At 51.0% G+C, this 12,755-nt stretch carries 8 protein-coding genes; 2 read left to right on the top strand and 6 right to left on the bottom strand.

Annotated features, from left to right (window positions below):
* Window positions 1-64: 64 nt before the first annotated feature.
* The 6 genes from fhuB to hrpB form a co-directional block, all read right to left on the bottom strand.
* Window positions 65-2,083, bottom strand: a complete 2,019-nt coding sequence (fhuB, locus tag OK023_RS04240) for a Fe(3+)-hydroxamate ABC transporter permease FhuB (protein WP_317695129.1) — start codon at window positions 2,081-2,083, stop codon at window positions 65-67.
* Entirely contained in the window at window positions 2,080-2,985 is a 906-nt protein-coding gene (gene fhuD / locus OK023_RS04235) for a Fe(3+)-hydroxamate ABC transporter substrate-binding protein FhuD (protein ID WP_317695127.1), read from the bottom strand. Before fhuD ends, fhuB begins: the two co-directional genes overlap by 4 nt.
* On the bottom strand, window positions 2,985-3,782 hold the full coding sequence (gene fhuC / locus OK023_RS04230) for a Fe3+-hydroxamate ABC transporter ATP-binding protein FhuC (protein ID WP_317695125.1): 798 nt from the start codon (window positions 3,780-3,782) through the stop codon (window positions 2,985-2,987). The genes fhuD and fhuC overlap by 1 nt, the downstream gene beginning before the upstream one ends.
* Before the next feature lie 45 nt (window positions 3,783-3,827).
* Entirely contained in the window at window positions 3,828-6,017 is a 2,190-nt protein-coding gene (gene fhuA, locus OK023_RS04225) for a ferrichrome porin FhuA (RefSeq protein ID WP_317695123.1), read from the bottom strand.
* 255 nt (window positions 6,018-6,272) lie between these two features.
* Window positions 6,273-8,768 (bottom strand): bifunctional glycosyl transferase/transpeptidase, encoded by a 2,496-nt coding sequence (gene mrcB, locus OK023_RS04220; protein WP_317695121.1) that lies wholly within the window; start codon window positions 8,766-8,768, stop codon window positions 6,273-6,275.
* Window positions 8,769-8,903: 135 nt separating this feature from the next.
* On the bottom strand, window positions 8,904-11,354 hold the full coding sequence (hrpB, locus tag OK023_RS04215) for an ATP-dependent helicase HrpB (protein ID WP_317697483.1): 2,451 nt from the start codon (window positions 11,352-11,354) through the stop codon (window positions 8,904-8,906).
* Between the two features lie 67 nt (window positions 11,355-11,421).
* Here hrpB and thpR point away from each other — a divergent pair, with 67 nt between their 5' ends.
* Together thpR and sfsA are read left to right on the top strand one after the other, a co-directional pair.
* On the top strand, window positions 11,422-11,964 hold the full coding sequence (gene thpR / locus OK023_RS04210; RefSeq protein ID WP_317695118.1) for an RNA 2',3'-cyclic phosphodiesterase: 543 nt from the start codon (window positions 11,422-11,424) through the stop codon (window positions 11,962-11,964).
* Window positions 11,961-12,668 carry a DNA/RNA nuclease SfsA gene (gene sfsA / locus OK023_RS04205; protein WP_317695116.1) on the top strand — a complete coding sequence of 236 codons (708 nt, stop codon included), beginning with the start codon at window positions 11,961-11,963 and terminating at the stop codon, window positions 12,666-12,668. The genes thpR and sfsA overlap by 4 nt, the downstream gene beginning before the upstream one ends.
* The last annotated feature ends 87 nt before the right edge of the window (window positions 12,669-12,755 follow it).

Below are 12,755 nucleotides of genomic sequence, written 5' to 3'. Positions count from 1 at the left end.
GCCAGTAACCTGTTAGCGGCACGCATGTGCAGTGAAGGGAAATCACCCAATGTCGGGAAGCAGCTCAGGCACTTTGTTTACGCAATAGATAAATAAAGTAAGGTGCTCCAATGAAGGTTGCCAATAGTCCAGCCGGGATCTGATAAGGGAACATCACCATTCGGCCACACCAGTCCGCAAAAACCATCAGAATTCCACCTATCACTGCAGCCGCTGTGATTTGGGGCAATACATGGCGAAAACCAAGCATTCGCGCTATATGTGGTGCCATCAGGCCAATAAAACTGAGTGGGCCAACCGTCAACGTTGCCATCGCCGTCAGCATTGCTGCCAACAGCAGAATGGTCAATCGCACTGGCGTTAATGCAATTCCCGCCGAACGTGCGCTGGCTCCACCTAGAGGCAAGATAGTCAACCAACGTTGGCATAGTGGTGCTAATGCAATTAGCACCACAGCAACAGTTGCAGTGCGCACAGCCTGTGAAGATTCTACCGAGTAAGTTGAACCAGAAATCCATACCAGTAGCCCCCCCATGCGCGGGTCACCGCTGGCAAGCAGGACAAACATCGTGGTGGTGAAAGCGGTACCAAGCGCGATACCTGCCAACAACATGCGTTCCGTGGAAAACCCACCTCTACCGGCCACAGCCACAATTAACATAAGTGTTGCAGCAGCGCCCAAACTGCCCGCTGGCAGTAACCAATTAATGGCATCACCTGGCACAATAAACAGCATCACTACAATGCCAAACGCAGCGCCAGAACTGACTCCCAGTACCTCCGGGCTAGACATAGGGTTACCCGTCAATTTCTGGATCAGAGTCCCTGCAACCGCCAACATCATACCTGCAGACAATGCAGAAACGACCCGTGGCCAGCGCCAAGGCAATAAAGCCTCCAACTCACCGCCTAGGCTCCAGTGCCACCCACTGGCATTTCTTCCAAACATCAGTGCAACGGTTATCACGCTAATAAACAGCAAGCTACCTAGCGCGATCCATCCACGGTGGTGTCTTGTAATGGCAGTTAAACAAGGCTGATATCTCAAAATGCGCGGTTTTTTTTCACCAGGTACCATTGATGGAGGAAACGCACTGTCACGCAAGCGTGGCAACAGCCACAGCAACAAGGGAGCACCAATCAGTGCCGTTGCAGCGCCCGTCGGGATTTCGCGCCATACCTGCGTCAGCCAAAGGATTATCTGATCGGTCAACCACAACAGTAATGCCCCTAAAAACGGAGCCAGCATCATCCGCTGTACCAAACGTCTGGCTCCCATCATTTTAGCCATTAACGGTGCAAACAGGCCGATAAAACCGATCACACCCACTGCATTGACCAACATTGCGCTGATTATTATCGCCAGCGCCAATGCAGCAAAGCGCGAGAAAGCCAGACCAAGCCCCAAATTACGAGCTACTCCGTCATCAAGCCCTAACAGAGTCAGAGGACGCAGCAATAGTAATGTTAGTACGGCGGCAATCAGCAAGCTTGGCAGGATAAGTTTTACTGTTCCCCAGTCCTGCTGATTCAGCGAACCGCTACTCCACAGGAACACCCCCTGAAGTTGTTCATAATTGAACAATGCCAGCAGGCTATTAACCGCGCCGCAATACAATCCCATTACCAGCCCAGCGAGGATCAGCGTGACAGGAGACATTTGTTTCCCCCTGGCAACACCAAATACCACGCCTCCTACCGCTATCGCTCCCACCATAGCCGCCAGTTGTCGGGTTAATTCTCCCCCTGGCAGTGACCATAAGGTCACGATAGTCAGCCCAAGTTGGGCACCAGCAGAAACACCTAACGTGGCAGGTTCGGCCAATGGATTACGGAGTACCTGCTGGAACAGCACTCCCACCAGCCCTAATCCTGCACCAACCAGCAATGACAATGACAAGCGTGGTAACAGGCTGTAGTGGAATAACATTTGTTCCACACTATCTCTATCCGGCTGCCATATTGCCTGTAACCACTGAGCACCAGGCAGTTGGTGTAACAGATTGAGTAGTGTTAAACCGCATGCCACCATCAATAGCACAATAATCTGCGTTATCGTTAGGATACGCCCGCGCATGCTCATGGCTTAGCCTCCTGCGCTTGCGCCAGTAAATGGCAAAAGCGCATAGCCGATAATGTCGCCCCGTAAAACCACACCGCTGGCATCTGCCGCAATTGCCCCTGGCGAACAAAGGGTAATGCCTGCCAAAGAGGCGTAGTACTGACCTTATCCATCATCGTTTGATTGCCATGATCAAGATAAATCGCACGTGCGTTTTTTACGGTCATCAGGCGTTCAATACCAACCACCGAAGTCCCCCAGAAATTGGTTTCCTCCTGCCAGGCATTTTCGATATCCAACCTTTCCATTACTGCCTGAAACAGGCTGTTCTGACCAATGACCAATGCGTGACGGGTATCCAACAGAGAAAACAGCAACAACGGTTGTTGTCTGTAACTCTGCAAACGGCTACGAGCATCCACTAGGAAAGTATCAAACAGTTGTAAATGTTGTATCGCTCGGGCTTCAAGCCCTATCCGCGTTGCCAACTGTTGTAAAGAGTTTTTAGCCACATCAAGCGGTTCCCTCCCCCCATCATTGAAAGCAAATTCCATCGTTGGGGCAATAGGTTGCAGTTTTTGTGGTGCCGGGCCGTATCCCTTGGAAAGCAGAAGCAACGAGGGGTTAAGCTGTTGTAACAATTCCAGATTTGGCTCTGTACGCTGCCCAACATCTATCACCGATTTCGGCAACCGTGGGTGTTGCACCCATTGGTTGTAGTTATGGATATCCGCCACGGCAAGCGGCATCACACCGAGAGCAACAAGCAGTTCGACAGGCAGCCATTCCAGAGCAACGATACGGGTAATATCCAGACGTTCTGTGGCGCGCGTCGGCAAGGAAAACAGCAGCGGTGATAATGCCATTGCTGCTAACAAACGACGGCGTAAGGGATCATGATAGAAATCAGAAAGTGAAGACATTAATAGACAAAGCTCACTGGTGCACCACCCTTCGGATGCGACAGTATCCCCATCGGAATACCATAGATCTGCTCCAACACGCTTTCCTGCATAAGTTCAAGCGGTGAGCCTTGCGCGATCGTAGTTCCCCCTCGCAGGGCAATCAGGTAATCGCAAAAGCGGGCAGCCATATTAATATCGTGCAATACGGCAATCACCGTCAGCCCACGCTCATGACTTAGGCGTTGAACCAGAGCCAAAACATCAACCTGATGCGCAATGTCCAATGCAGAAGTCGGCTCATCCAATAATAGGCAGCGGCTATCCTGTGCAACCATCATTGCCAGCCAGGCACGCTGACGTTCACCACCCGAGAGGCTATCTACCAAGCGGTTAGCGAAGGGTTTCAATCCTACCAATCCAATCGCTTCTTCGACATGTTCACGATCGGTCGTTTTGAAACGCCCCAATGCGCCATGCCACGGATAGCGGCCAACGGCTACCAGTTCACGTACTGTCATCCCCTCCGCCGCTGGCAATTGTTGAGGTAAATATGCCACCTGTCGTGCAAAAGCTTTACTCTGCCATTGATCCAACTTTTGCCCATTAAGCATTGCCTGGCCAGCGGTAGCACGTTGATGACGAGCAAGAATTTTCAACAGTGTGGATTTTCCCGAACCATTATGGCCGAGCAAACCACACATTTTGCCCTGGGGGAAAGTCAGCGTGAGGGGTTGTAACAGCTCACGACCACCAACAGCAAAGCTCATTTGTTCAAGTCGGAACGTGGCATCGTGATTAAGGTGTTTATCCTGCATAGACCCTGCTTATCAGGAGCAGCACATAGCCGCCCCTTTAGTCGATTAGAAGCGGAAAGTTGCGGTAGCAACAACTTGGCGTTCTTGCCCCCAGTAACAGGCATGGTCACGATAGCAACTTGATACATAGGTTTTATCAAACAAGTTATTCACGTTAATCCCAACTGATGAGCCTGGTAGGCCAAAACGGGCTAGGTCATATTTCACGGTTGCATCAACCAATGTGTAGTCGGGCACGTTGAACGTAGTGTTATCGGCGTTAAAGCTGGAACTGGAGCCGACATAACGCACACCAGAACCGAAGGTCAGACCACTAAGTACTGTCTCATGGAAGGTGTAGTCCGCCCACAAAGAGGCCAAATGCTTCGGCACTTCTACCGGCCGCTTACCCTGAAAATGGGTATCCTGCGTATACTCCGCATCCGTATAGGTATAAGAAGCGGTAAGGTTTACGTTCGCATTAAGTGCCGCTTTGGCTTCTAACTCAAGACCGCGCGAACGGATCTCACCACTCTGGACACTAAACCGGCTATTGTCAGGGTCGCTGGTCAGATTGTTGTCCTTGGTCAATTGATATAACGCAGCAGTCAGAACCATCGGGCGATCTTTCGATACATACTTCACCCCGGTTTCATACTGCCTGCCAATAGACGGTTTAAAAGTACTACCACTGGCTGTTGTGCCAAGATTAGGCTCAAAGGATTCACTGTAGCTGAAATAAGGCGTTATGCCGTTATCAAACAGATAGTTCAAACCGCCACGCCAAGTGAATTGGCCGTCAGTCTGCTCATCGGTAGCATTCTTATTACGATTGTAGGCCGAGGTTTTAGCCCGGTCATAACGGCCTCCCAGGGTCAATAACCATTGATTCCATTGCCCTTGTTCCTGTGCATACAGTCCTGTCTGCTCCTGACGGTTAAGATAATCATAGGGAAAGGTAATGGTATAACTATCATTGCCATATTGCGGATTAGTGAGGCTGAGGCTGTCAGCAGAACCAAACCCAGCGTTGATGTCATTACGCATGCGCATGTAATCGACACCAAACAGCAGAGTATGGTCTATCGTACCCGTTTCCAGTTTGGCCTGTGCCTGAGTATCAACGGTGAAACTATTAAGATGTTCTTTTGACTGAACATAGGCCCGATTCAACGTCGTTGGCATTGCTGGTGAAACACCGTTACCGTAGATACTCTTAAAGTCGGTTTCCAACTGCATATAGCGCAGATTCTGTCGTACTGTCCAAGTATCATTAAAAGCGTGATCAAAACTGTAGCCAAGCATACGTTGCTTGCGTGCCATGTAATTACTGGCTTCACCGTCATTGAAACGGGTTGATAACTTGCTGCCATCGGGTAAAGGGATCAGTGTCCCCTGCTTCGGCAACCAGCCGTAGAATCCGGCATAAGGGTCGTTCTGGAAATTGGTCAGCAAAGTGAAATTGGTCTTGTCATCAGGATGCCAAGTGAAAGAAGGAGCTATGGCATAGCGTTTTTCTTTCACCATGTCCTGCTGAACGTTGCTATCTTTCGCTAGCCCAGTCAGACGATAGGAAAAAATACCGTTATCATCCAGTGCATTACTGAAATCAAAACCCGTCTGGAACAGGTTATCGGTTCCCATTTTAAACTGGATTTCTCTCAGGAGTTCCGTCGTTGGCCGTTTGCTCACCATGGTGATTACGCCGCCAGGATTACTTTTGCCATACAGAACGGAGGATGGTCCGCGCAATAACTCCACTCGTTCGAGGAAGTAAGGATCAATGGAGGCCTCAGAGTAATTGTCTCCCTGAAGCTTGAGGCCATCTAAGTACTGATTGGTATTCACCGTGGTAAAACCACGGATCGCAATCGCATCGTAAGTATTAGAGCTACCACGGCTGGCAAAAACACCAGGGGTATAACTCAAAATGTTTTTCACCGAAGTAGCATTACGCATCTCTATCTCTTCTTTGGTGATCACAGAAACAGACTGAGGGTTCTTTTGTATCGGCGTATCGGTTTTGGTTCCTGTCGCACTATGCTTCGCCACAATGGTACCCACAGGGCCCCAGGCATTTTCTTGCTGGGCGCCACTGGCCCCACCGACCACCGTAATAGTATCTGCATCAGTGGCTAACGAGGTTTGAGCCGCAACCGCTGGCAACGTTAGCGTAGCTGCAATTGTGGCGACTAATACGCTAACGGGGAAAAAGTCTGGTTTAGCCGGTGATGAGTAGTGACGCTTGGTCGACATATCTGATTTCTCTGGTGTAAGTTGATTACGAATGCAAATGATAATGGTTTTTATAAGCAGAGAATTTTATGCGTAAGCAAAGGAAAACTGCAAGAGGATTTCTGTTGTAAAATAACGATAAAAATAAGAGGGATAACGGCATTAACAGAAATGAAATAAAAAATCAGAATGACAAAAAAGCCTGCAACAGAAAGCCGCAGGCTAAATAACAGAGTAACGTTAATTGGCCATCATGCTTAACATGGCAACCGTTCTTTACTGACCAAACATATCCTTAATCCAGCCTGCAACACCATCGTCATCTTTCTGCTCACCTTGCGATTGCTGTTGGGTTTGTTGCAGCCCAGATGCCTGGCATAAACGCTGCGGGTTTTCGGTCCAAACCGGGATAGTACGCGCTCCGCTGCCGCTACAGATAAAGTTACCGTCGGTATCAATTGCCATCTGGCTGATCCCTTCTGGCTGTTGCAACGTCAAAATCAACGGCGTTTGGTTTTCCAGATAACGACGGTACAAGGTCAGTGCACCGCTGGCTCCTGTGAGTTTGGATGGGGCATTGTTGTCACGCCCTACCCAGGCGATCGCCACTTCCTTACCGTCGATACCGGCAAACCAGCTGTCGCGTAAGTCATTAGTGGTACCGGTTTTAGCTGCCAGATTGTAATTGGAGAACTTGGCCGTCAGTGATCGGGAAGTCCCGCGAGCCACGCCCTGCTGCATCGCATACATTGTCAGATAAGCCGCTTGTGCCGGTACCACTCGCTCCGCTTGTGGGAAGCTCTGATACAATACGGAACCATCTTCCGCAATCACCGAGCGCACGGCAGACAGCGGCGCACGGTTGCCTCCGCTGGCAATAGTTTGGTATTCCTGCGCGACTTCCATCGGTGTCAGACCGATCGCCCCTAATAGCATCGAAGGCAAAGGGGTGATCGCTGTTTTGGGAATGCCCAAAAGTTGCAATGTGGCACTGATATGATCCAGTCCCACAGACATACCCAAGTTTACCGTCGGCACGTTGAGCGAATTGGCCAAAGCATCAACCAGCATCACTCGGCCACGGAACTGACGATCATAGTTATTAGGCTGCCAAGAGCTACCATTGGGTAATTTGATCGACAAAGGCTGGTCGGACAACCAAGTATTGAGGCGATATTTATCCGGTTCAGACAATGCGGTTAAGTAAGTTGGCGGTTTAGCCAATGACCCCACCAAACGGCGCGCCTGCATTGCGCGGTTAAAACCAGCAAACTGCGAATTAGCTCCGCCAACCATAGCACGCACCTCACCGGTAAAACGATCGACAATCACCATCGCCGCTTCCAGATCGTTAAGATGGCGTGCCGCACGCAGTGCGGGAATACCCTCTTCTACCGCCTTCTCGGCTGCATCCTGTGAAACAGGATCAAAGGTTGTGAAGATTTTTACACCTGAAAGATCGTTAATTTTATCACCCAGTTTGTTCTGCAACTCCTGACGTACCAGTTGCATAAACGCTGGCTGCGGTGAAATCACACCACCTTTTGGCTGCACACCCAATGGACGCGCACTCAGCATGTTATAAAGCTCTGCATCGATCACCCCCTGGTTCTGCAATAGCTTGAGTACCAGGTTACGGCGTTCTAGCGTGAGTTTCGGATTACGCCAGGGGTTATACAAAGATGCCCCTTTTACCATACCCACTAGCAACGCCTGCTGATCCAGACTCAGTTCATCGACCGGGCGGCCAAAGTAATACAAACTGGCTAACGGAAAACCACGGATTTCGTCACTACCGCTTTGACCGAGATACACTTCATTCAGATACAGTTCCAGAATGCGGTCTTTGCTATAGCGATAATCCATCAACAGCGCCATATAAGCTTCGTTAAGTTTCCGCCACAGTGAACGTTCATTGGTCAGGAACAGGTTTTTTACCAATTGTTGAGTCAAGGTACTGCCGCCCTGCACCGCGCGTCCGGCGGTCAGGTTAGCCAACACCGCTCGAGCAATAGAGTAAGGGCTGACGCCTTCATGCTCATAAAAATGACGATCTTCGGTAGCGAGCAGCGTCTCCACGAGCAGGTCTGAAAAACCCGTACGCGGCACAAACAGGCGCTGTTCGCCATTTGGCGATTGCAGCATAGTGATCAAGCGCGGATCAAGGCGGAAGAAACCAAAGTTGCGCTGGTTTTCCATGTTGACGATTTTAGTCAACCTATTGTTCTGGAAATCAAGCCGGGCATGGATCTGCCCTTCTTTGCCATCAGGGAAGTCGAACGGACGACGCAGCATCTCAATACTGTTATCTTGCACGGTGAACTCACCTGGACGCGTCATGCGGCTGACCTGACGATATTGCATTCCCTCTAGCAGGCTGATCATCTCCTTTTTGCTGTATGGCATACCCGGCTCTAGATTCACCATGCGGCCATAGACCGCGGCTGGCAATTCCCAGACCTTGCCGTCAATACGGCTGCGGATCTGAGAGTCCAAATAAACGCCGTAAACTGCCAGCAATACAGCAATAACCAGAAATAGTTTGATCAGCAAACCAAGCCAACGGCGTTTTTTAGGTGGCGAATTCGCTTTTACCTTACGCGGCATGCGCTCTTCCTCGTCATCGTGTTCATCTTCTTTCTCATCCCGATAATCGTCTTGTTCATCATCACCGTAGTCATCATCATGGCGACGGCGTAACATCTTGCGTGATGCATTACGTTTTGGTTGTTTCCCTTTACGCCCAATCGGCTCGCGGTCATCACCAGCCATTGCTGTTGCTCTCCACGCTAGTGGCCCTCTCAGCCATTTTTTGTCGCTTAATCTGTTCCCATACCGTGAGGTTGAACAGAAGAAACATCTGAATTCAGCAAATTCTCACCTGCCATGCTACTAACAGGTATTTGATTATTGGTGTTTTTTTGTTCGTCTGGTAGGGGCGGAACTGGCCGGATCGTCTGGCCATACATGTTTGGGATAGCGCCCTTTCATCTCTTTTTGTACTTCGCGATACGCCCCCTGCCAAAAGGCAGCCAGATCGCTGGTTATCTGCAACGGCCTGTATGCGGGTGAGAGTAACTCAAGCACCACAGCAATGCGACCCTCAGCCAACATTGGGCTGAATTTTTCACCGAACATTTCTTGTAAACGCACAGCCAGTGCGGGCGGTTTATCTACGTCATAGCGTATGGGTAGGTGACTCCCGGTCGGCACGGTGTAATGCGTAGGTAACGCTTTATCCAGCCGCTGTTTTTGCTGCCAATCCAGCAGGGAAACCAACGCTTGGGCGATATTCACCTGTTTCAATCCCCGAAGATCGCACACCCCCTGCAGCGATGGCAGAAGCCATTTTTCTAATGTTTCAAGCAACGACTCATCATCTACCCGCGGCCATGCTTCTTCCGGCAGCCAGCGTTGAGCACAGTGCAACCGCAGCCGTAACTGTTCCGCTGTATTATCCCAGTTCAACACCGTCAAACCTTCAGCCCGTACCCAGTTTATCAGTGCCTGCTGTAGCTCTTCTTCGGCCGGTTTGGCCTGCAGTTGAGCACGCAATATCAAGCGGCCAATCTGCTGGCGTTTCCAGGCACGTAACGTGCCCTTTTCCTCATCCCACTCTACGGCTGTCTGACTGCTGACAATCTCTGGCAAGCGAGCAACCAGTTCCTCAACGTCGACGGGCAAAGCCAACAGGATACGTGCGTCTGGACTGTTATGCCCTTGCAATAAACTGGGGATAATCAACCAAGGCGCTCTGGAGAGCGCTTCGTCCTGACTCATCGCTGCCCCTAGGCCGTTAGCCAAAAGATAACGGCCATCTTGGCTACGCCGCTGGGCAATGCGATCGGTAAAAGCCTGTGCCAGCAGCGGAGCAGCCAGATCGACGTCAATCTGGCTGCTTTTCTGAGTTAACCGTCTGCTTAGCTGAAGTGCACGCCGCTGCCAATGAGATTGGGGACGACTCAACCAATAGCTGATATCCATTTGTCCACCGCGCGGTGGTTCTTCCAGCAACGCTGCTAACAATGCTGCCGTGGCTACCCCTTCTCCGCCCATCTGGGCACCGGCGTAAAGCATAGATGCCAGCCTGGGTTCACAACCCAATTCGGCCATCAGGCGGCCTTTGGCAGTTAACTTCTCTGCTTCGTCAATGGCTGCCAGGGCATGCAATACGCGGCGAGCAGCTGCTAATGCCGCCGTCGGTGGCCGATCAATCCAGGTCAGTTGACCAACATCGACACAGCCCCATTGCAGCAATTCAAGCCAAAAGCTGGTCAAATCGCTTTGCAGAATTTCCGGTTCGGCATGTTCGACAGCTCGCTCTGCCTGCTCTTTGGCAAACAGATGCCAGCAGATGCCGGGTTCAATACGCCCAGCACGCCCGGCTCGCTGGATCATTGAGGCCTGACTGATACGCTGGGTGACCAGCCGGGTCAAACCGGAACGCACATCATACCGGGCAACACGTTCCAGACCACTGTCGACGACTAGGCGAATACCTTCAATGGTCAGGCTGGTTTCTGCGATGTTGGTTGCTAACACAACCTTGCGCCGCCCGGCAACCGCCGGTTGGATTGCTTTTTGTTGCTGTGCCAACGGCAATGCTCCATACAATGGGCAGAGATCGACATCGGCAGCAATATCCCCTGTGAGCCGCTCGAGCACACGGTTGATTTCGGCTACCCCTGGAAGGAAAAGCAGTAACGACCCAGGCTGTTCAGACAACAGACGCTTTACCGAAGATGCCACGCCATCTTCCAACCTTTGATGACTTGCCAAGGGTTGGTATTGACGCGCCACCGGATAGCTGCGCCCTTCAGATACCACCACCGGTGCTTGTGGCAACAGTTGTGACAAACGCGCATTGTCCAGCGTTGCCGACATGATCAACAATTTCAGATCGTCCCGCAGTCCCTGTTGCACATCAAGCAACAGAGCAAGTGCCAGATCGGCCTGTAAACTACGCTCGTGAAATTCATCAAGAATGATCAGGGAAACACCTCGCAGCTCTGCATCCTGCTGCAACATACGGGTAAGGATACCCTCAGTGACCACTTCTAAACGTGTATGGGGCCCGCTTTGACTCTCGGCACGCATACGATAACCTACGGTCTGACCTGGCTCTTCTCCCAATTGCTGTGCCAAACGATAAGCCACGTTTTTTGCCGCCAATCGCCTGGGTTCCAGCATAATAATACGCCCCGGCAAACCGGCTTTTGCCAAGATCTGCAGCGGTAACCAGGTGGATTTTCCCGCACCGGTTGGGGCATGCAGTAACACCTGCGGTGCAGATTGCAGTGCGGCGAGCAGTTCATCAAGAACCGCGCTGACGGGCAGTGAGGACACAAAACTCTCCATGGGGTAGTTAATGGACGGCGCACATTGTAGCATTACACCCAGCGTTTCATTCATTTACCGGAAATCCATGCCTCATTTTCGCCGCCTGTTTTTTGCCCTCTCGCTACCAGATGCCTTGCAGCAACAAGTGAGCCGCTGGCGTGCCCTTTCTTTTCATCCCGATGATGGCCGCCCGGTAGTTGCCGCCAATCTACATCTCACGCTGGCATTTCTTGGCGAAGTCAGTGCGCAAAAAGAACAGGCGCTGAAAATGCAGGCAGGGCGCATTGCCCAAACCGGTTTTGACATGAGCCTCGACGATCTCGGCCATTGGCCTGGTGCGGGTGTGGTATGGCTGGGCACCAAACGCGCACCGCGCGCATTATTACAACTGGCGCAACTGCTGCGTTCACAGGCTGCACGCAGTGGTTGTTATCAAAGCCCACTCCCTTTTCACCCCCATATTACCCTATTGCGTGCAGCCACCAAGCACGTCGCGATCCCTCCGGCCACACCAAATTGGCGGTTCAACGCCAGTCATTTCTCTTTATATCAGTCAGTATTTGAGCATGGCCGCACCCGCTATCATGAACTTGAACGCTGGCAGCTTTGCCAACAGGATAATCGATGATTTTCACTCCACCGCTGAAGCCAGCACGGCTTATCAAACGTTACAAACGTTTTCTGGCCGATGTGATCACACCAGCAGGCGAAACCTTTACGTTGCATTGTGCCAACACCGGTGCGATGACAGGCTGTGCCACGCCGGGAGATACCGTCTGGTATTCCACTTCAGACAATCCCAAGCGCAAATATGCCCACAGTTGGGAACTCACTCATACTCAGCAAGGCGACTGGATTTGTGTGAATACCCTGAGGGCTAACGCCTTGGTTCGCGAGGCAGTTGAGCGTAATTTAATCAATGAATTATCTGGTTACAGTAAAATAACTGGCGAAGTAAAATATGGCAGCGAGAATAGCCGTATCGACTTGTTATTACAGGCGGAAAATAGGGTTAACTGCTATATTGAGGTGAAGTCAGTCACACTATTGCAACAACAACGTGGTTACTTTCCTGATGCGGTGACGTTGAGGGGACAAAAGCATCTGCGTGAACTGTTAAGCGTGGTTGAACAAGGTCAGCGGGCGGTATTGTTTTTCGCCGTTTTACACAGCGGTATTCATCAAGTCACCCCCGCGTACCATATTGATCGGCGTTATGCGGCATTACTGGCACAGGTTAGGCTGTTAGGAGTGGAAGTTTTTTGTTACGGGGCGGAATTATCGCCCGATGGTGTTTATCTATCTGATAAGTTGCCTTTTTTTATTGACTAGCCTTTGCAGGAAAAAATGAATCGACAACTGAATATTACGTAGTCGGTTATACCTTCCTTCGCAGGTACAGCCAAGCAGGCAACAGGA

It is taken from the genome of Serratia sp. UGAL515B_01, from assembly GCF_033095805.1.
Taxonomy (GTDB): Bacteria; Pseudomonadota; Gammaproteobacteria; order Enterobacterales; family Enterobacteriaceae; genus Chania.
The sequence above is the reverse complement of the archived record's forward strand: the minus strand, read 5'-3'. Positions and strand labels throughout refer to the sequence as shown.